Source organism: Pseudomonas sp. ADAK2 (assembly GCF_012935755.1).
In the GTDB taxonomy this organism is placed as follows: Bacteria; Pseudomonadota; Gammaproteobacteria; order Pseudomonadales; family Pseudomonadaceae; genus Aquipseudomonas.
This window is the reverse complement of sequence record NZ_CP052862.1, coordinates 4,444,675-4,464,876: the sequence shown is the minus strand read 5'-3', so window position 1 is coordinate 4,464,876 and position 20,202 is coordinate 4,444,675. Positions and strand designations below refer to the sequence as shown.

General features: G+C 60.1%; 19 protein-coding genes. 8 read left to right on the top strand and 11 right to left on the bottom strand.

The window, feature by feature from the left end; genetic code table 11:
• The first annotated feature begins 2 nt into the window (after positions 1-2).
• A complete protein-coding gene (gene gyrB, locus HKK52_RS20460) occupies positions 3-2,426 on the top strand; it encodes a DNA topoisomerase (ATP-hydrolyzing) subunit B (protein ID WP_169372333.1) in 2,424 nt (807 codons plus the stop codon).
• Between the two features lie 79 nt (positions 2,427-2,505).
• On the opposite strand, the gene HKK52_RS20455 is transcribed toward gyrB, so the two are convergent.
• Complete coding sequence (locus HKK52_RS20455) at positions 2,506-3,225, bottom strand: response regulator transcription factor (RefSeq protein WP_169372332.1); 720 nt, start codon at positions 3,223-3,225, stop codon at positions 2,506-2,508.
• 176 nt (positions 3,226-3,401) lie between these two features.
• Here HKK52_RS20455 and HKK52_RS20450 point away from each other — a divergent pair, with 176 nt between their 5' ends.
• Entirely contained in the window at positions 3,402-4,934 is a 1,533-nt protein-coding gene (locus HKK52_RS20450) for a sensor histidine kinase (protein ID WP_169372331.1), read from the top strand.
• A gap of 170 nt (positions 4,935-5,104) precedes the next feature.
• Here HKK52_RS20450 and HKK52_RS20445 read toward each other — a convergent pair whose 3' ends face one another.
• The 4 genes from HKK52_RS20445 to glyQ all read right to left on the bottom strand — a co-directional run bounded on the left by HKK52_RS20445 (position 5,105) and on the right by glyQ (position 9,510).
• Complete coding sequence (locus tag HKK52_RS20445) at positions 5,105-5,884, bottom strand: lysophospholipid acyltransferase family protein (protein ID WP_169372330.1); 780 nt, start codon at positions 5,882-5,884, stop codon at positions 5,105-5,107.
• 81 nt (positions 5,885-5,965) lie between these two features.
• The gene (gmhB, locus tag HKK52_RS20440; RefSeq protein WP_169372329.1) at positions 5,966-6,499 is read right to left on the bottom strand and encodes a D-glycero-beta-D-manno-heptose 1,7-bisphosphate 7-phosphatase; all 534 of its coding nucleotides are present in this window, start codon (positions 6,497-6,499) and stop codon (positions 5,966-5,968) included.
• A 6-nt stretch (positions 6,500-6,505) separates the two neighbouring features.
• Positions 6,506-8,560 carry a glycine--tRNA ligase subunit beta gene (gene glyS, locus HKK52_RS20435; RefSeq protein WP_169372328.1) on the bottom strand — a complete coding sequence of 685 codons (2,055 nt, stop codon included), beginning with the start codon at positions 8,558-8,560 and terminating at the stop codon, positions 6,506-6,508.
• Complete coding sequence (gene glyQ, locus HKK52_RS20430; protein ID WP_008155694.1) at positions 8,557-9,510, bottom strand: glycine--tRNA ligase subunit alpha; 954 nt, start codon at positions 9,508-9,510, stop codon at positions 8,557-8,559. Before glyQ ends, glyS begins: the two co-directional genes overlap by 4 nt.
• A gap of 81 nt (positions 9,511-9,591) precedes the next feature.
• On the opposite strand from glyQ, the gene tag reads away from it, so the two are divergent.
• The 3 genes from tag to HKK52_RS20415 all read left to right on the top strand — a co-directional run bounded on the left by tag (position 9,592) and on the right by HKK52_RS20415 (position 11,393).
• Positions 9,592-10,149: a DNA-3-methyladenine glycosylase I gene (gene tag, locus HKK52_RS20425; RefSeq protein WP_169372327.1), complete on the top strand. Its 558-nt coding sequence runs from the start codon at positions 9,592-9,594 to the stop codon at positions 10,147-10,149.
• Positions 10,150-10,189: 40 nt separating this feature from the next.
• Entirely contained in the window at positions 10,190-11,077 is an 888-nt protein-coding gene (locus tag HKK52_RS20420; protein WP_169372326.1) for a lysophospholipid acyltransferase, read from the top strand.
• Positions 11,078-11,153: 76 nt separating this feature from the next.
• On the top strand, positions 11,154-11,393 hold the full coding sequence (locus tag HKK52_RS20415) for a PilZ domain-containing protein (RefSeq protein ID WP_169372325.1): 240 nt from the start codon (positions 11,154-11,156) through the stop codon (positions 11,391-11,393).
• Here HKK52_RS20415 and HKK52_RS20410 read toward each other — a convergent pair whose 3' ends face one another.
• The 5 genes from HKK52_RS20410 to def all read right to left on the bottom strand — a co-directional run bounded on the left by HKK52_RS20410 (position 11,394) and on the right by def (position 16,070).
• The gene (locus HKK52_RS20410) at positions 11,394-11,708 is read right to left on the bottom strand and encodes a tetratricopeptide repeat protein (RefSeq protein ID WP_169372324.1); all 315 of its coding nucleotides are present in this window, start codon (positions 11,706-11,708) and stop codon (positions 11,394-11,396) included.
• A gap of 133 nt (positions 11,709-11,841) precedes the next feature.
• Entirely contained in the window at positions 11,842-13,215 is a 1,374-nt protein-coding gene (trkA, locus tag HKK52_RS20405) for a Trk system potassium transporter TrkA (RefSeq protein WP_169372323.1), read from the bottom strand.
• 24 nt (positions 13,216-13,239) lie between these two features.
• Positions 13,240-14,550, bottom strand: coding sequence for a 16S rRNA (cytosine(967)-C(5))-methyltransferase RsmB (gene rsmB, locus HKK52_RS20400; RefSeq protein ID WP_169372322.1), 1,311 nt, complete (start codon positions 14,548-14,550; stop codon positions 13,240-13,242).
• On the bottom strand, positions 14,547-15,506 hold the full coding sequence (gene fmt, locus HKK52_RS20395) for a methionyl-tRNA formyltransferase (RefSeq protein WP_169372321.1): 960 nt from the start codon (positions 15,504-15,506) through the stop codon (positions 14,547-14,549). Before fmt ends, rsmB begins: the two co-directional genes overlap by 4 nt.
• Positions 15,507-15,563: 57 nt before the next feature.
• Complete coding sequence (gene def / locus HKK52_RS20390; RefSeq protein ID WP_046056612.1) at positions 15,564-16,070, bottom strand: peptide deformylase; 507 nt, start codon at positions 16,068-16,070, stop codon at positions 15,564-15,566.
• A 167-nt stretch (positions 16,071-16,237) separates the two neighbouring features.
• Between def and HKK52_RS20385 the strand changes: the two genes are divergently transcribed.
• From HKK52_RS20385 to HKK52_RS20375, 3 genes are all read left to right on the top strand, one after another.
• Positions 16,238-17,263, top strand: coding sequence for a LysM peptidoglycan-binding domain-containing protein (locus tag HKK52_RS20385; RefSeq protein WP_169372320.1), 1,026 nt, complete (start codon positions 16,238-16,240; stop codon positions 17,261-17,263).
• Between the two features lie 79 nt (positions 17,264-17,342).
• On the top strand, positions 17,343-18,443 hold the full coding sequence (gene dprA, locus HKK52_RS20380) for a DNA-processing protein DprA (RefSeq protein ID WP_169372319.1): 1,101 nt from the start codon (positions 17,343-17,345) through the stop codon (positions 18,441-18,443).
• Between the two features lie 55 nt (positions 18,444-18,498).
• Complete coding sequence (locus HKK52_RS20375; RefSeq protein WP_169372318.1) at positions 18,499-19,056, top strand: L-threonylcarbamoyladenylate synthase; 558 nt, start codon at positions 18,499-18,501, stop codon at positions 19,054-19,056.
• A gap of 126 nt (positions 19,057-19,182) precedes the next feature.
• Here the strand turns inward: HKK52_RS20375 and HKK52_RS20370 are convergent, their stop codons facing one another.
• Positions 19,183-20,160 (bottom strand): NADPH:quinone reductase, encoded by a 978-nt coding sequence (locus HKK52_RS20370; RefSeq protein WP_169372317.1) that lies wholly within the window; start codon positions 20,158-20,160, stop codon positions 19,183-19,185.
• Positions 20,161-20,202 lie beyond the last annotated feature (42 nt).

Here is a 20,202-nt window from a genome sequence, read left to right as displayed (position 1 = left end):
CATTGAGCGAAGAAAATACGAATACCTACGACTCAACGAGCATTAAAGTGCTGAAAGGCCTGGATGCCGTACGCAAACGTCCCGGTATGTACATTGGTGACACCGACGATGGTAGCGGTCTGCACCACATGGTCTTCGAGGTAGTCGACAACTCCATCGATGAAGCGCTCGCTGGCCACTGCGACGACATCAGCATCATTATCCACCCGGATGAATCCATCACCGTTCGCGACAACGGCCGTGGCATCCCGGTAGACGTGCATAAAGAAGAAGGCGTTTCCGCAGCCGAGGTCATCATGACCGTGCTGCACGCTGGCGGTAAGTTCGACGACAACTCCTACAAAGTATCCGGCGGCTTGCACGGCGTAGGTGTTTCGGTAGTGAACGCCCTGTCGGAAGAATTGGTCCTGACCGTTCGCCGCAGTGGCAAGATCTGGGAACAGACCTACATCCACGGTGTTCCGAAAGAGCCGATGAAAATCGTTGGCGAAAGCGAAACCACGGGTACGCAGATTCACTTCAAGCCGTCCGACCTGACCTTCAAGAATATCCACTTCAGCTGGGACATCCTGGCCAAGCGGATTCGTGAACTGTCCTTCCTCAACTCCGGTGTCGGCATCGTCCTCAAGGACGAGCGCAGCGGCAAGGAAGAGCTGTTCAAGTACGAAGGCGGCCTGCGTGCGTTCGTTGAATACCTGAACACCAACAAGACTCCGGTCAACCAGGTGTTCCACTTCAACATCCAGCGTGAAGACGGCATCGGCGTGGAAATCGCCCTGCAGTGGAACGACAGCTTCAACGAGAACCTGTTGTGCTTCACCAACAACATTCCACAGCGCGACGGCGGTACTCACCTGGTGGGTTTCCGTTCCGCACTGACGCGTAACCTGAACACCTACATCGAAGCGGAAGGCCTGGCGAAGAAGCACAAAGTCGCCACCACCGGTGACGACGCCCGTGAAGGCCTGACCGCGATCATTTCGGTGAAGGTTCCGGATCCGAAGTTCAGCTCCCAGACCAAAGACAAGCTGGTTTCTTCCGAAGTGAAGACCGCGGTCGAACAGGAAATGGGCAAGTACTTCTCCGACTTCCTGCTGGAGAACCCGAACGAAGCCAAACTGGTCGTCGGCAAGATGATCGACGCGGCGCGCGCGCGTGAAGCGGCGCGTAAAGCCCGTGAGATGACCCGTCGTAAAGGCGCGCTGGATATCGCCGGCCTGCCGGGCAAACTGGCTGACTGCCAGGAAAAAGACCCTGCCCTGTCCGAACTGTACCTCGTGGAAGGTGACTCTGCTGGCGGCTCCGCCAAGCAGGGTCGCAACCGTCGCACCCAGGCCATCCTGCCGTTGAAAGGCAAGATCCTGAACGTCGAGAAGGCGCGCTTCGACAAGATGATCTCTTCGCAAGAAGTGGGCACCTTGATCACCGCGCTGGGCTGCGGCATCGGCCGTGACGAGTACAACATCGCCAAGCTGCGTTACCACAACATCATCATCATGACCGATGCTGACGTCGACGGTTCGCACATCCGTACCCTGCTGCTGACCTTCTTCTTCCGTCAGTTGCCGGAGCTGATCGAGCGCGGTTACATCTACATCGCTCAACCGCCGCTGTACAAGGTCAAGAAAGGCAAGCAAGAGCAATACATCAAAGACGACGACGCCATGGAAGAGTACATGACGCAGTCGGCCCTGGAAGATGCGAGCCTGCACTTGAACGAGGACGCTCCGGGTATTTCCGGACCTGCCCTTGAGCGCCTGGTGAATGACTTCCGTCTGGTGATGAAGACCCTCAAGCGTCTGTCCCGCCTGTACCCGCAGGAACTGACCGAGCACTTCATCTACCTGCCAGCGGTGAGCATGGAGCAACTGTCCGACCACGCAGCGATGCAGGACTGGATGGCCAAGTTTGACGTTCGCCTGCGCACCGGCGAGAAGTCTGGTCTGGTGTACAAAGCCAGCCTGCGTGAAGACCGTGAACGTAACGTCTGGCTGCCAGAGGTCGAACTGATCTCCCACGGCCTGTCGAACTACATCACGTTCAACCGTGACTTCTTCGGCAGCAACGATTACAAGACCGTTGTTTCCCTGGGCGCTCAGCTGAGCACCTTGCTCGACGACGGCGCGTACATCCAGCGCGGCGAGCGCAAGAAGCCGGTCACCGAGTTCAAGGAAGCCCTTGAATGGCTGATGGCTGAAAGCACCAAGCGTCACACCATCCAGCGCTACAAAGGTCTGGGCGAGATGAACCCGGATCAGCTGTGGGAAACCACCATGGACCCAGCGCAGCGCCGGATGCTCAAAGTGACCATCGAAGACGCCATTGGCGCGGACCAGATCTTCAACACCCTGATGGGTGATGCGGTCGAACCCCGTCGTGACTTCATCGAAAGCAACGCCCTGGCCGTTTCCAACCTGGACTTCTGATCCAGCGGTAACGCCAAAACGAAAAAGGCCAACGCACATGCGTTGGCCTTTTTTATGGCTTCCAGAAAATCAAAAGATCTTATTCGCTTACCGCCCCCACACTCTCCAACCGATACCCATACCCATAAATCGTCAGCAGCTGCCAACCGCGATCCGCCGTCAGTCCCAACTTATTTCGCAGGCGATAGATGTGCGTATCCAGCGGCCGCGAAGAGACCATTTCTTCATGACTCCAAAACCGCTCATACAGGTATTCCCGAGACAGCGGTCTGCCTAGATTGGTGAACAGACAGTGGGCCAGCCGGTATTCTTTTTCGGTCAGGCTGATGGGGCTGCCGGCACGGGTAACCGTCAACTCGGCATCGTCGAACACCAGATCATTGAAATTCAATATTTCGGCAGCGATCACGCGTTGCTGGCTATGCCTGCGTAATACGGCAGCGACCCGGGCTTTCAATTCGTTGGGACGGAACGGCTTGCTCACGTAGTCATCGGCCCCGGCGTTCAGCGCCTGGACGATGTCGCTCTCGGCGTCGCGACTGGTGAGCATGATCGCCGCGGGAGGCGCGTCCATGTGTTCGCGGGTCCAGCGCAGCAGCGAGAGGCCACTGAGGTCCGGCAGTTGCCAGTCGAGGATCAACAGGTCGAAGGTTTCCCGACGCAGCTGACGCAATAGATCTTCTCCACGCTCGAAACTGTGCAATGACCAGGACTGTTCTGCCGGTTCGGCCATTTGTCGCAGAGTCTGTTCCACCCGGCGCAGTTCGGCGGGTTCATCGTCCAGTATCGCGACACGCATGTGCGGTAGTTCCTTGATGGCTGGTGGGCGGTAGACGATACCGGCTCGACCAGGGGAGTGAAAGTAAGCTGCGCCCCGCTGGTCGCCGTCCGCTATGATTCTTCAGGTTCAATCCTTCTTTCAGACCCGTGACTCATGAACCTAATTCCCCCTCCCCTCCTTTATCCGACTAGCCCATGACGAATTTGCGTCGCCGTGAGAGCCGCGAGCCGACTCAGGTCCAGCGCTTGTTTGGGCAATTGGTTCGAGAATGGCTGTGGATAATTGTGCTTCTATTACCGCTGACGGCGCTGCTTTCATTCGGCGCCCAGTCCGATGAACTTGAAGGTTCCGGAATATTGGGTGCGTTGCTGTCGGTCAGCCTGGTGGCCTGCGTGCTTGGCTTGCTGTTACTGCGGCCGCGCCTGGCACTGTGGCTGACGCTGGGTGGCATGTGTTGTGCGCTGCTGATCAGCGCCTGTCTGGCCGAGATGCGATGGTGGTGGTCACCGGCGGCGAGCCTGTTTGGCATGCTGTTCGGTTACCTGATCTGGAACTGGCGCCGGCTGAGTGTGGTACTGACCTATTTCGGTTGGGAGTTGGCGCGCCTGGACGACGAACCGAAAGTATTCCCTGAGCGTCGTCGGGCACAGTCTCCCGCTGGCGATCATTTGCAGCGCCAAGTCATGGCGCTGGAACAAGCCATGAGCCGGACCCGTGATACCCGGCGCTTCATCGCCGATGGTCTGGAATACTTGCCGGTGGCCACGTTGATCAGTGATCCCCAGGGCCGGATTTTGCTGGGCAACCGTAATGCTCGTGACCTGTTCGGCACTGATCTGGTGGGCGATGACGTTCTTGAACAATTGGAACGGCTGGGTTATCCGGAACTGCTCGATGGCTCGCGTCCGCTGTTGTCGACCTTGGCGTTGCTGGAGTTCAGAGACATCAAGGGGCGCAGTCTGCGCCTGGAACGTGCGGCATTGCTGCCAGTGGACGGTGAAACACCGATCGGCTGGCTGTTGAGCCTCACTGACCTGAGTGTCGAACGCGAGGCCGAGGAACAACGGACCGTGCTGTTGCGCTTTTTATCCCACGACTTGCGAGCGCCGCATTCGGCGATCCTTGCGCTGCTCGATGTGCATCGACAGCAAGTGGGCGGGGACACGCAACTGTTTGATCAGATCGAGCGCCAGGTACGCCGGGCCCTGGACCTCACCGACGGCTTCGTGCAATTGGCCAGGGCCGAGTCCGCGGCTTATGAATTCCAGCCAAGCCTGTTCGCGATGCTGGTGCTGGACGTCTTTGACCAGGCGCTGAGCATCGCGCAATTGAAACAGATCGAGTTGGTCCATCATCTGGATGACGATGCCCAGGAAAGCCTGATCATGGCCGATCAAGGGTTGCTGACCCGGGCGTTGTTCAATCTGCTGGAAAACGCGATCAAGTACAGTGATTCCGGTACGTGTATCAGCCTGCGAGTCAGTTGCAGCGAGGGATGGCTAGCGTGCGAGTTGATTGATCAGGGCAAAGGCATCGCCGCCGGAGAATTGCCCGAGCTGTTCAGTCAATATCGACGGTTTTCCTCGGCTCAAGGCATCGATGGCGTGGGGCTTGGGTTATCGATGGTTAAAGCGGTGGTGGATCACCACGGTGGGCGCATCGAGTGTCAGAGTGAGCTCGGCAAAGGCACCCGCTTCAGCCTCTTGTTTCCGCTGTTGGCAGACTGAATCGCGGGTATAAAAAACCGGCTATAACAGCCGGTTTTTTTACGTCCGAAAAAAACTTATGCACCTTTTCCGGTGTTTTATCAGCTTAAGAAATATGTATATAAATCATAAGCCTATAGACGGAATTCGCTGTTTTTCAACAAAACGGTACACAGGTTATCCACAGAATCTCAGACAGCCACTTGATCGGTTTCGACCGGGGCTTGTGGAGTCGGTGGCAGCGAACCCATGTCCCGCTGCATCTGTTCGTTCCACGCCTGGACCCGATCGTTCAGCGCGGCAATGGCTCGCGGCCCGCTGCCCTCGGCATACATCGGTTCGCCAATGATGACGGTGATCACGCCCTGCTTCTTCGCCCACCCGGCTTTCGGCCAAAATTTGCCGGCATTGTGTGCAATCGGCAGCACTGGAAGCGCGGCGTTGACCGCCAAAGCGGTTCCACCGCGAGAGAATTTGCCGACAGTGCCGTAGGGAACGCGAGTGCCCTCAGGGAAGATCAACACCCAGACGCCATCCTTCAGCAACTCGTCGCCCTTTTTCGCCACATGCTTGAGGGCGGCTTTCGGGTTATCGCGATCGATGGCGATCGGTCGCAGCATCGCCATGGCCCAGCCGAAGAACGGGACGAAGAGCAGCGAGCGCTTGAGCACTTGGCTCAATGGCTCGAAGTACGCTGAAAGAAAGAACGTCTCCCACGTGCTCTGGTGGTTCGACTGAATCACGCAAGGTTGGTCAGGTACGTTCTCGGCACCCTTCACTTCATAGCTGATGCCCAGAAATACTTTGCTCAGCCACAAGGCGCAGCGGCACCAGTACACGTTGATAAAGCGATAACGCGCCTTGAACGGCAGAAACGGCGCGATAAAAAAGCTCAGGCTGCACCAGAGCAACGAGCTGGTGCCCAGCAGCAGGTAAAAGAGGAAGGTTCTGATGGCCTGCAATATCGACATGGTGACGTTTACCGTGCGGGCGCTGCCCGTCTATATAAAGCGCACTCCCGATCAATCCTTAATCGGAACAATCGAAGCACTCTAATTGTGGATAAGTTCTGCGGCAATCGCCGCCAGATCGTCAAAAATCAAGGTGCCAACCGGTAGGGTCTTGCCCAAAGTCTTTTCGCCTTTCCCGGTCTTTACTAAAACTGGCTGAGAATCGACGGCTTTTGCGGCTTCCAGGTCACCAAGGGTGTCGCCGACAAACCATAGATTTGCCAGCGACACGTTGTAACGCGCGGCGATGGTTTTCAACATCCCGGGTTTTGGCTTGCGGCAATCGCAGCCGTCGTCCGGCCCGTGGGGGCAATAGACGATCAGCCCGACCTCACCGCCCTGCTCCGCCACCCGCTCACGCAAGCGCTCATGCATGGCTTCCAGGGTGGCGATGTCGTAATAGCCGCGAGCGATGCCCGACTGGTTGGTGGCGACTGCCACCGTCCAGCCGGCCTTGCTCAACTGCGCGATGGCTTCGATCGAACCCGGGAGCGGAATCCACTCCTCCACCGACTTGATGTAAGCGTCGGAGTCGTAATTGATCACCCCGTCCCGATCGAGAATCAGCAGTTTCAAACCGTCTTACCCCAGCAGCGAAATGTCGGCAACGCCGAGGAACAGCCCACGCAAGCGGGACAACAGGGCATAACGGTTGGCGCGCACCTTGGCGTCATCCGCGTTGACCATTACCGCTTCGAAGAACGCATCCACAGGCTCGCGCAAGGCAGCCAGGCGCGCCAGCGATTCGCTGTACTGACGAGCAGCGGCCATCGGCTGGACAGCCTGGTCAGCCTGCTGGATCGCCGAGTACAGGGAGAACTCGTTGGCATTGTCGAAGTACTTGGCCTCCACCACCGATGGAATCGAGCCTTCGGCTTTGCTCAGCAGGTTCGAAACACGTTTGTTCACGGCGGCCAGGGCAGCGGCTTCCGGCAATTTGCGGAACGCTTCTACCGCTTGAACGCGCTGATCGAAGTCCAGTGCGGAACCCGGTTTCAGCGCACGCACCGACAGGTAAGTGCCGACATCCACGCCTTCGTCTTCGTAACGGGCACGCAGACGGTCGAAGATGAATTCCAGCACCGACTCGTTCAGGCCGGCAGCCTTGATCTTGGCGCCGAATGCATTCACGGCGAACGCCACGGCGTCGTTCAGGTCGAGGTCGAGCTTCTTGTCGATCAGGATGCGCAACACACCGAGTGCAGCACGGCGCAGGGCATACGGGTCTTTGCTACCGGTGGGCAGCATGCCGATGCCGAAGATGCCAACCAGGGTGTCGAGCTTGTCGGCGATGGCCACGGCCGCACCGGTCAGGGTGGTCGGCAGTTCAGCGCCGGCTCCGCGAGGCATGTATTGCTCGTTCAGGGCCAGGGCGACTTCTTCCGGCTCGCCGTCGTTGAGGGCGTAGTAGTAACCGGCGACGCCTTGCATCTCCGGGAACTCACCGACCATCTCGGTCGCCAGGTCGCACTTGGACAACAGACCGGCACGGGACGCCCAGGCTGCGTTGCCACCAATGCGCTGCGCGATGTACGCGGCCAGTTTGGAAACGCGCTCGGCCTTGTCGTAGACGCTGCCGAGTTTTTCCTGGAACACCACGTTTTGCAGGCGCAGGTTGAAGTCTTCGAGTTTCTGCTTCTTGTCTTGCTTGAAGAAGAACTCGGCGTCGGTCAGGCGTGGGCGAACCACTTTCTCGTTACCGGCGATGATCTGCTGCGGGTCTTTGCTTTCGATGTTGGCCACGGTAATGAAACGTGGCAGCAACTTGCCGTCGGCATCCAGCAGGCAGAAGTACTTTTGGTTGTCCTGCATGGTGGTGATCAGCGCTTCTTGCGGCACATCGAGGAAACGTTCCTCGAACGAGCACACCAGCGGCACCGGCCATTCAACCAGCGCGGTCACTTCGTCGAGCAAGGCCGGAGGAACGATGGCGGTGCCTTCCTGCAGGGTCGCCAGTTCTTCGGTGCGCTTGCTGATGATGGCGCGACGCTCGTTGGCATCGGCCAGCACGTAGGCTGCACGCAGGTCGGCCAGGTAGTTGGCCGGCGCGCTGATGCGCACGCTTTGCGGGTGATGGAAGCGGTGGCCACGGGAGTCGCGGCCAGCCTTCTGGGCGAGGATCGTGCAATCGATGACCTGGTCACCGAGCAGCATCACCAGCCACTGGGTCGGACGGACGAATTCTTCCTTGCGAGCGCCCCAACGCATGCGCTTCGGGATCGGCAGGTCGTTCAGGGAATCTTCGACGATGGTCGGCAGCAGGCTCGCGGTCGGTTTACCGGCGATGCTCTGGCTGTAACGCAGTTTCGGACCACTCTGATCGATTTCGCTCAGGTCGACGCCGCACTTCTTGGCGAAGCCCAGGGCGGCTTGAGTCGGGTTGCCGTCGGCATCGAACGCAGCCTGACGCGGCGGACCATCGAGGTTGATGCTGCGATCCGGTTGCTGGGTAGCCAGCGCAGTGATCAGCACAGCCAGACGACGCGGCGCGGCGTAGACGGTTTTGGCTTCGTAGTTCAGGCCAGCGGCTTGCAGGCCCTTGTCGATACCGGCGAGGAACGCGTCGGCCAGGGTGTTCAGGGCTTTGGGTGGCAGTTCTTCGGTGCCCAATTCAACCAGGAAATCCAGAGCACTCATTGTGCAGCCTCCAGCTTAGCCAACACTTCATCACGCAGGTCCGGGGTCGCCATCGGGAAGCCCAGCTTGGCGCGAGCCAGCAGGTAGGCTTGCGCAACGGAACGCGCCAGGGTGCGTACACGCAGAATGTATTGCTGACGTGCAGTCACCGAGATTGCCCGGCGCGCATCCAGCAGGTTGAAGGTGTGGGACGCCTTCAACACCATTTCGTAGCTCGGCAACGGCAGCGGCTGGTCGAGTTCGATCAGGCGCTTGGCTTCGCTTTCGTAGAAATCGAACAGCTCGAACAGCTTCTCGACATTGGCGTGTTCGAAGTTGTAGGTCGACTGCTCGACTTCGTTCTGGTGGAACACGTCGCCATAGGTCACTTTGCCCATCGGGCCGTCAGCCCAGACCAGGTCGTAGACCGAATCCACGCCTTGCAGGTACATGGCCAGACGCTCAAGACCGTAGGTGATCTCGCCGGTCACCGGGTAGCACTCGATGCCGCCCGCTTGCTGGAAGTAAGTGAACTGCGTCACTTCCATGCCGTTGAGCCAGACTTCCCAGCCCAGACCCCAGGCGCCCAGTGTTGGCGACTCCCAGTTGTCTTCGACGAAGCGGATGTCGTGGACCAACGGGTCCAGGCCAACGTGCTTGAGGGAGCCCAGGTACAGTTCCTGGAAGTTGTCCGGGTTCGGCTTCAGGACTACCTGGAACTGGTAGTAGTGCTGCAGACGGTTCGGGTTTTCGCCGTAGCGGCCGTCAGTCGGGCGACGACTGGGCTGCACATAAGCGGCGTTCCAGGTTTCCGGGCCGATGGCGCGCAGAAACGTGGCTGTGTGGAAAGTGCCGGCGCCTACTTCCATATCGTAGGGCTGAAGTACCACGCAACCTTGCTCGGCCCAGTATTGCTGGAGGGCGAGGATCAAGTCTTGGAAGGTACGCACGGCTGGCGTAGGCTGGCTCACGAAATTCACCTGTTTCTTGGGCTGCGATTTAAAGAGCGGGAGTATACCCGATTCGTTGCTGCGCACGCCCCCTGGAGCCTTATGCCACGCTGCTTTTGGTGTTCCGAAGATCCGCTGTACATGGCTTATCACGATCAGGAGTGGGGCACGCCGCTACGCGATGCGCAGGGATTGTTCGAGTTGCTTTTGCTCGAAGGGTTCCAGGCCGGCCTCTCATGGATCACCGTGTTGCGTAAACGTGAGCGCTATCGCGAGGTGTTGTTCGGCTTCGACGTCCAGCGTGTGGCGCAGATGAGCGACGCGGAAATCGATGAATTGATGCTCGATCCCGGCATCATCCGCAATCGCCTCAAACTCAACGCCGCCCGGCGCAACGCCCAGGCTTGGCTGGCGCTGGAGGACCCGGTGGGGTTTCTCTGGTCGTTCGTTGGCGATAAGCCGGTGATCAATCATTTCAAGGATCGCAGCCAGGTACCGGCCGTGACACCGGTTGCCGTGGAGATGAGCAAAGGCCTGAAAAAGGCCGGCTTCACGTTCGTCGGCCCGACCATTTGCTACGCGCTGATGCAGGCGTCGGGCATGGTCATGGACCACACCCAGGATTGCGATCGCTACGCGACGCTGGCGAACGGCGGTTAGAATGGCCGCCTCGCACACAGCACAAGATCAGGAGTGACCTGTGGATAAGTTTAAAGGCGCCTTGCTGGTAGGCGCTCTGCGGCTGTTTGCCCTGCTTCCGTGGCGGGCCGTGCAAGCAGTTGGCGCGGCCATTGGCTGGATGATGTGGAAAACCCCCAACCGTTCCCGCGACGTGGTGCGGATCAACCTCGCCAAGTGCTTCCCGGACATGGACCCGGCCGAACGCGAGCGTCTGGTGGGCCAGAGCCTGAAAGACATCGGCAAGTCCCTGACCGAAAGCGCCTGCGCCTGGATCTGGCCGGCCCAGCGCTCCATCGACCTAGTGCGTGAAGTCGAAGGCCTCGACGTGTTGAAGGATGCGTTGGCGTCCGGCAAAGGCGTGGTCGGCATCACCAGCCACCTCGGCAACTGGGAAGTGTTGAACCACTTCTATTGCAACCAGTGCAAACCGATCATTTTCTATCGGCCTCCGAAATTGAAAGCGGTGGACGATTTGCTGCGCAAGCAGCGGGTGCAGTTGGGCAACCGCGTGGCCGCTTCCACCAAGGAAGGCATCCTCAGCGTCATCAAGGAAGTGCGCAAAGGTGGTGCAGTGGGCATTCCCGCTGACCCGGAACCGGCCGAATCCGCCGGGATCTTCGTGCCGTTCTTCGCCACCCAGGCGCTGACCAGTAAATTCGTACCGAACATGCTCGCTGGCGGCAAAGCGGTCGGCGTGTTCCTGCATGCCCTGCGCCTGCCGGACGGTTCAGGGTACAAAGTGATCCTCGAAGCCGCGCCAGAAGCCATGTACAGCACGGATACCGAGACGTCCTGCGCGGCGATGAGCCAGGTGGTCGAGCGTTACGTGCGGGCGTATCCGAGCCAGTACATGTGGAGCATGAAACGCTTCAAGAAGCGTCCACCGGGTGAAGAACGCTGGTACTGACATAAATGGCACGATCTGTGGATAACCCTGACCTGTAGGAGCGTTATCCACAACCGTTCATTCAAGGGCGCAGAAGATGTCCGAACTCCGCAAGTCATTCCGCATCAAGATCAGCCACGAAAGCTTCGGCGAGTGCCTCGGCCAAACCCGCCATCTTTCGACGACGGGCGTCTACGTCAAGCATCCAACCCTGTCGGCGTTGCCCACGGGCGCGGTGGTCTACGGCCAGGTCCAGGACTTACCCACAGGCGCACCGCGAGTGCGCATGGAAGTGGTGTTGGTGGATGCCGAGGGTATTGGCCTGCGCTATCTCTGATCACTGGGCCTGACGAGCAAGCTTCTTCAGGAACACAGTCATTTCCTTTTCCGCCTGCTTGTCGCCGTGGGCGCGAGCGGCTTCCAGGCCTTGTTCCCAGGCCTGACGCGCGGCGGCATGATCCGCCAGTGCGAGATGGGCCTTGCCCAACAGCTTCCACGCTGCCGAATACTTCGGATCGAACTCGACGCAACGCTGGAAATGCTCAGCGGCCTTGGCGTTTTCCCCAAGATCCAGATAACCCTTGCCCAAGCCAAAGCGCAGCAATGAGTTATCCACACCCTTGGCGAGCATTTTTTCCAGGGATTCGAGCATGGGTGTTTCCTCTCTACAGTGATCGTTCCCACGCTCCGCGTGGGAATGCCTCAACGGACGCTCCGCGTTCGGCTTTGGATGGGACGCGGAGCGTCCCGGGCTGCATTCCCACGCAGAGCGTGGGAACGATCAGTTAGAAGAAGCTCAACCCGACGTGAAACAGCTTCTCCACATCCCGAATATGCTTCTTATCCACCAGAAACAGAATCACATGGTCGCCGGTTTTGATCACCGTATCGTCGTGGGCAATGATCACTTCTTCATCACGAATAATCGCGCCAATCGTCGTGCCCGGCGGCAAACCGATGTTCTCGATGGACTTGCCAATCACCTTGCTCGACTTCGCATCGCCATGGGCAATCGCCTCGATGGCTTCCGCCGCGCCCCGGCGCAGTGAGTGCACGCTGACGATATCGCCACGGCGCACGTGGGCCAGCAGCGTACCGATGGTCGCCAGTTGCGGGCTGATGGCGATGTCGATGTCGCCGCCCTGGATCAAATCGACATAGGCCGGGTTGTTGATGATCGTCATCACCTTCTTCGCGCCCAGGCGCTTGGCCAGCAACGACGACATGATGTTGGCTTCGTCATCATTGGTCAGGGCCAGGAAGATGTCGGCGTCGGCGATGTTCTCTTCCAGTAGCAAATCGCGGTCCGACGCGCTGCCCTGCAACACCACGGTGCTGTCGAGGGTGTCCGAGAGATAGCGGCAGCGCGCCGGGTTCATCTCGATGATCTTCACCTGATAACGGCTTTCGATGGCCTCGGCCAGTCGCTCGCCGATCTGCCCGCCGCCAGCAATGACGATGCGTTTATAGCTTTCATCGAGGCGGCGCATTTCGCTCATCACCGCACGAATATTCGCCTTGGCCGCGATGAAAAACACTTCGTCGTCGGCCTCGATCACCGTATCGCCCTGGGGCAGGATCGGCCGGTCGCGGCGAAAAATCGCCGCTACGCGGGTTTCAACGTTCGGCATGTGCTCGCGCAACTGCCGCAGTTGCTGGCCCACCAATGGTCCGCCGTAGTACGCCTTCACCGCTACCAGTTGCGCTTTGCCTTCGGCGAAGTCGATCACCTGCAAGGCGCCGGGGTGTTCGATCAGGCGCTTGATGTAATTGGTGACCACTTGTTCCGGGCTGATCAGCACGTCCACCGGGATCGCTTCGTTGTTGAACAGCCCGCCGCGCGTCAAGTACGCGGCTTCGCGGACTCGGGCGATCTTGGTCGGGGTGTGGAACAGGGTGTGGGCGACCTGGCAGGCGACCATGTTGGTTTCGTCGCTGTTGGTTACAGCGACCAGCATGTCCGCGTCGTCGGCGCCGGCCTGACGCAACACGGTCGGAAACGACGCGCGGCCCTGCACGGTGCGGATGTCGAGGCGATCACCGAGGTCGCGCAGGCGTTCACCATCGGTGTCGACCACAGTGATGTCGTTGGCTTCGCTGGCCAAGTGCTCTGCCAGCGAACCGCCAACCTGCCCCGCGCCGAGGATGATGATTTTCATCCAGTCACTCCCTTGAAAATCCGGTTAACCGCGTGCGGCGGCAATTTTGATCAACTTGGCGTAGTAGAACCCGTCATGCCCGCCCTGCTGGGCCAGCAATTGGCGACCATGGGGTTGCTTGATCCCGGCCGTGGTGGCCAGGTCCAGCTCACGGGCGCCCGGCGTGCGGGCGAGGAAGGCTTCGATGACTTCGGTGTTCTCGGTCGGCAGCGTCGAGCAGGTGGCGTAAAGCAGAACGCCGCCCACTTCCAGAGTTATCCACATGGCGTCGAGCAATTCGCCTTGCAGCACCGCGAGCGCGGCGATGTCGTCCGGTTGGCGGGTCAGCTTGATGTCCGGGTGACGACGGATCACGCCGGTGGCCGAGCACGGCGCGTCGAGCAGGATGCGCTGGAACGGCTTGCCGTCCCACCAGGTCGCGGTGTCGCGGCCGTCGGCGGCGATCAGTTCGGCGCTCAGGCCCAAGCGTGCGAGGTTCTCCCGAACCCGCACCAGACGCTTGGCTTCCAGGTCCACCGCCACCACGCCGGCCAGTGCAGGCTCGGCTTCGAGGATGTGGCAGGTCTTGCCGCCGGGGGCGCAACAGGCGTCGAGCACCCGTTGGCCCGGCGCGAGGTCCAGCAGATCGGCGGCCAGTTGCGCGGCTTCGTCCTGCACGCTGATCCAGCCTTCGGCGAAACCCGGCAGGCTGCGCACGTCGGCGGCGGCGTCGAGGATGATGCCATCGCGGCTGTACACGCACGGCGTGGCGGCGATGCCCGCGTCACTCAGCAAGCCGAGATACGCATCGCGGGAATGATGACGACGGTTGACCCGCAGAATCATCGGCGGATGGGCGTTGTTCGCCGCGCAGATGGCTTCCCACTGTTCAGGCCAGAACGCTTTCAGGGATTTTTGCAGCCAGCGCGGGTGGGCAGTGCGCACCACCGGGTCGTGTTCCAGCTCGGCCAGCAACGCTTCGCTTTCCCGTTGGGCGCGGCGCAACACGGCGTTGAGCAAGGCTTTGGCCCAAGGCTTTTTCAGCTTGTCGGCGCAACCGACGGTTTCGCCGATGGCGGCGTGGGCCGGGACGCGGGTGTAGAGCAATTGATAGAGGCCGACCAGCAACAACGCCTCGACATCGGCATCGGCGGCTTTGAACGGCTTCTGCAACAACTTGGCCGCCAGCGCCGACAAACGCGGCTGCCAGCGTGCAGTGCCGAACGCCAGGTCCTGGGTAAAACCGCGGTCGCGATCTTCAACCTTGTCCATTTGCGTCGGCAGCGAACTGTTGAGCGAAGCTTTTCCGTTCAGGACAGCGGCAAGTGCCTTGGCGGCAGCCAGACGCGGGTTCATTGAGCGTCCGCCACGTGACCGAGCACGGTGCCGACAGCGAATTTCTCACGACGGCTGTTGAACAAGTCGCTGAAATTAAGTGCCTTGCCGCCGGGCAATTGCAGACGGGTCAGGCACAGGGCTTGTTCACCGCAGGCGACGATCAGGCCGTCCTTGCTGGCGCTGAGGATTTGCCCCGGATTGCCCTGCCCTTCGGCAAGGTTCGCGGCCAATACCTTCAGTGCTTCGCCATTCAGCGTGCTGTGGGTGATCGGCCACGGGTTGAAGGCGCGGACCAGGCGTTCCAGCTCAACCGCCGGACGGCTCCAGTCGATGCGCGCTTCGTCTTTGTTCAATTTGTGAGCATAAGTGGCGAGGCTGTCGTCCTGCACTTCGCCTTCCAGCGTGCCGGCAGCGAGGCCGGCAATCGCTTGAACCACTGCCGGTGGGCCCATTTCAGCCAGACGGTCGTGGAGGCTGCCACCGGTGTCTTCGCCAGTGATCGGCGTGGTGACTTTCAACAGCATCGGGCCGGTGTCGAGGCCCAGTTCCATGCGCATCACGGTCACGCCGCTTTCGCTGTCGCCCGCTTCAACGGCGCGTTGAATCGGCGCCGCACCACGCCAGCGTGGCAGCAAGGACGCATGGCTGTTGATGCAACCCAGGCGCGGAATATCCAGCACCACTTGCGGCAGGATCAGGCCGTAGGCGACCACCACCAGCAAGTCGGGCTTGAGTGCGGCCAGTTCAGCCTGGGCATCTTCGTTGCGCAGGGTCGGCGGTTGCAGCACCGGGATGTTGTTTTCCAGAGCCAACTGCTTGACCGGGCTCGGCATCAGTTTTTGCCCACGGCCCGCCGGACGGTCCGGTTGGGTGTAGACCGCGACGATCTCGTAAGGGCTGGCGAGCAGGGCCTTGAGGTGTTCGGCGGCGAATTCCGGGGTGCCGGCAAAGACGATGCGCAGTGGCTCAGTCATGGGAGCAATCTCTGAAAAGAAAAAGGCTTGCCGCAGCAAGCCTTTGAAAGGAGGGCATCAAGCGTTCTGGCGATGGAGCTTTTCCAGTTTCTTCTTGATTCGGTCGCGTTTGAGGTTCGACAGGTAATCGACGAACAACTTGCCGTTGAGGTGGTCGCATTCGTGCTGGATGCACACGGCGAGCAGGCCTTCGGCGATCAGTTCGTAGGGTTGGCCATCGCGGTCCAGGGCCTTGATCTTGACCTTCTGCGGGCGATCGACGTTTTCGTAGAAGCCCGGTACCGAGAGGCAGCCTTCCTGATATTGCTCCATCTCGTCGGTCAGGGTTTCGAACTCGGGGTTGATGAACACCCGAGGTTCGCTGCGGTCTTCGGAGAGGTCCATCACGACGATACGTTTGTGCACGTTGACCTGGGTCGCGGCGAGGCCGATGCCTGGCGCTTCATACATTGTTTCAAACATGTCATCGACCAACTGACGCACTTCGTCGTCCACTACGGCCACAGGTTTGGCGATAGTGCGCAGGCGCGAGTCGGGAAATTCGAGGATGTCTAAAATGGCCATAAGCTTAATTGCTGCACATGTGAGGTAAAGTCGGGTCGATGGCCTGGCGGGTCCGAAGATGCAGGCTACCGTTGTAAAACGTAGCTCCTTTCTTTGTGAAGAGCCAGGAGCGAGCCACGGGGGCTCTGGCGTTTTACGCGAACGCACATAATAAAGGGATTCACCGCATGAGGAAATCACTACTCGCCTTGCTCCTTCTGGCCTCGGCCGGTTTGGCGCACGGGCAAGTGCAACTCAAGGAAGGTTTTCCGCAGCAATACACAGTGGTAAGGGGCGACACACTTTGGGACATCTCCGGGAAATTCCTGCGTGAGCCGTGGAAATGGCCCGAACTCTGGCAGGTCAATCCGCAAATCCAGAACCCTAATCTGATCTATCCGGGCGATTCGCTGACACTGACCTACGTCAACGGCCAGCCGCGACTGACCCTCAATCGCGGCGAATCCCGGGGCACCATCAAGCTCTCGCCCCGGATCCGCAGCAGCCCGGTGGCCGATGCGATCCCGAGCATTCCACTGCAATCGATCAACAGCTTTCTATTGAGCAACCGCATCGTCGACAAGGTCGAGGACTTCGATAAGGCGCCCTACATCGTCGCCGGTGATGCCGAACGCGTGCTTAGCGGCACCGGTGATCGCATCTTCGCCCGCGGGCATTTCGACCCGAATCAGCCGGTGTACGGCATCTTCCGCCAGGGCAAGGTCTACACCGATCCGCAGAGCAAGGAGTTCCTGGGGATCAACGCCGACGACATCGGCGGCGGTGAGATTGTCGCGACGGAAGGCGATGTCGCCACCCTGGCGCTGCAACGCACCACCCAGGAAGTGCGTCTCGGCGACCGCCTGTTCAGTGGCGAAGAGCGGGCGATCAATTCGACCTTCATGCCCAGTGCGCCGAAAAGCGACATCAATGGCCTGATCATCGATGTGCCGCGCGGGGTCACGCAGATTGGCGCGATGGACGTGGTCACGCTGAACAAAGGGCAACGGGATGGCCTGGCCGAAGGCAACGTGCTGGTGGTGATGAAAACCGGCGAAACGGTGCGTGATCGCGTAACCGGCCAGCCGCTGAAAATTCCCGATGAGCGCGCCGGTTTACTGATGGTTTTCCGCACCTATGACAAACTTAGTTACGGGTTGGTCCTCAACGCATCGCGCTCGTTGGCGGTGATGGATAAGGTGCGAAATCCTTAGCCTGCTCCACAAGTTACCAACAGAGTTATCCACAGCTTATTCCCGTTTGAACGGGGCTCATAACGATCAAGGATGATCCATGTCGCTCTCTGCATTTACGCCGGTTTCCCCTGCGGAACTGGAAGCCCGTCTACGCCTGCATCGCTTACCTGAGCTCGGCCCGGCGCGATTTAAAAAACTCCTCGAAGCCTTTGGCTCTGCATCCAAGGCCATCAGCGCCCCGGCCAGTGCCTGGCGTTCGTTGGGCTTGCCGCTGACCTGCGCGGAGGCCCGACGCAGCAATGAAATCCGCGACGGCGCCAGCCACGCATTGGCCTGGCTAGAGCGTCCGGGCCAGCATTTGCTGATGTGGGACCAACCCGAGTACCCGGCGTTGCTGGCGGAAATCAGCGATGCACCGCCGCTGTTATTTGTCGCCGGGGATCCGGGCATCCTCGAACAACCGCAACTGGCGATGGTTGGCAGTCGCCGTGCTTCGCGGCCGGGCATGGACACGGCCGCTGCGTTTTCCCGCAGTCTGGCCGGCGCCGGATTCGTCATCACCAGCGGTCTGGCCCTAGGCATCGACGCCGCAGCGCACCAAGCCGCATTGGACGTGGGCGGGCGAACGGTCGGGGTACTTGGCACGGGACTTGAAAAGTTTTATCCACAGCGCAATCGTCGCTTGGCGGACGCCATGATTGCTTCGGGCAGCGCGGTGCTTTCCGAGTTCCCGCTGGACGCTGGCCCGAGCGCCAGCAACTTCCCCCGGCGCAACCGGATCATCAGCGGTTTATCCCTCGGCGTGCTGGTGGTCGAGGCCAGTGTTGCCAGTGGTTCGTTGATTACGGCGAAGCTTGCGGCGGAACAGGGGCGCGAGGTGTATGCGATTCCGGGGTCGATTCATCACCCTGGCGCAAAGGGCTGTCATCAACTGATCCGCGACGGTGCGATGCTGGTGGAAACCATCGACCATATTCTCGAAGGCCTGCGCGGTTGGCAGCGGTTGCCGTTATCCACAGAAGCACCGCAGACGACTCATCCCTTGCTGATGTTGCTGCATGCGGCGCCGCACACCAGTGAAGCGTTGGCACACAGCAGCGGCTGGGCCTTGCCCAAAGTGCTGGCGGCGTTGACGGAACTGGAAATGGACGGCCGGGCGGTGTGCGAAAGCGGACGCTGGTTTGCGCGGGTGAGCTAGGTTTTATAAGGAAGATCGGTAAACTGCGCAGAGCCTTATTCCGGAGAGTTTTTTCATGGTCAACAGTTGGCGTGTGCAACAAGCCGCGCAAGCCGTTCGCGCAGGGGCGGTGATTGCCTATCCAACCGAAGCCGTCTGGGGCCTGGGTTGTGATCCGTGGAACGAAGAAGCGGTTAGCCGTTTGTTGATGATCAAGGGCCGGGCCATGGGTAAAGGCCTGATCCTGGTGGCCGACAATATTCGCCAGTTCGACTTCCTCTTCGAAGATTTCCCTGAACTGTGGCTGGACCGCATGGCCAGCACCTGGCCAGGGCCGAACACGTGGTTGGTGCCACACCAGAATCTATTGCCGCAATGGATTACCGGCGTGCATGAAACCGTGGCGCTGCGGGTCAGCGATCACCCGTTGGTGCGGGATTTGTGCGCAGCAGTGGGGCCGCTGGTGTCGACGTCTGCCAACCCGCAAGGCCGGCCGGCGGCGCGCACGCGGATTCGCGTCGAGCAGTATTTCCGTGGGCAAATCGATGGCGTGCTGGGCGGCAATCTCGGTGGGCGCAAGAACCCGAGTGTGATTCGGGATGTGGCGACCGGGCATGTGGTGCGCCCGGGCTAACACCTGAGTGACTTGTGGCGAGGGAGCTTGCTCCCGTTGGACTGCGCAGCAGTCCCCTTCTTTTTAGGGAGAAGCGGGGCCGCTTCGCAGCCCAGCGGGAGCAAGCTCCCTCGCCACAGTGCGGCGTTACGGCAACAACACCGTAGAACCCGTCGTACGCCGCGCCGACAGCTCGGTCTGCGCCTTCGCCGCTTCCGCCAACGGATACTTCTGGCTGATATCAACCTTCACTTTGCCGCTGATAATCATCTCGAACAGCTCATCCGCCATGCGCTGCAGGTTCTCGGCATTGTTGGCATAAGTCGCCAGGGTCGGCCGGGTCACGTACAGCGAGCCCTTCGCCGACAGAATCCCCAGGTTCACCCCATCCACCGCGCCTGACGCATTGCCGAAGCTCACCACCAAGCCTCGCGGCTGCACGCTATCGAGCGACGTCAGCCAGGTGTCCTTGCCCACGCCGTCATACACCACTGGGACTTTTTTCCCGTCCGTCAATTCCAGCACTCGTTTTGCGACATCTTCGTGGCTGTAATCGATGGTCGCCCAGGCGCCGTTGGCCTTGGCCAGCGCGGCTTTTTCCGCTGAACTGACGGTTCCGATCAACTTCACGCCCAAGGCCTTGGCCCACTGGCAGGCCAGGGAACCGACCCCACCGGCCGCGGCGTGAAACAGGATGGTTTCGCCACCCTTGAGTTCATAGGTCTGACGCAACAGGTACTGCACGGTGAGGCCCTTGAGCATCACGCCGGCGGCCTGTTCGAAGCTGATCGCATCCGGTAGTTTCACCAGATTGGCTTCCGGCAGCACGTGGACTTCGCTGTAGGCACCCAGCGGTCCGCTGCCATAAGCCACGCGATCACCGACCTTGAAACGAGTGACTTCGCTGCCAACTGCTTCGACAATGCCGGCGCCTTCGGAGCCCAGGCCGGACGGCAGGGCTGGCAACGGATAGAGGCCGCTGCGGTAATAGGTGTCGATAAAGTTCAGGCCGATGGCCTTGTTGGTCACGCGCACTTGCTGCGGGCCGGGCTCGGCGGGTTGGTAATCGACATACTCGAGCACTTCGGGGCCGCCATGGGCGCGGAATTGAATACGCTTTGCCATCAGAACTCTCCTTAGGTCGCATTACGAAGCTCCCTATCGGAC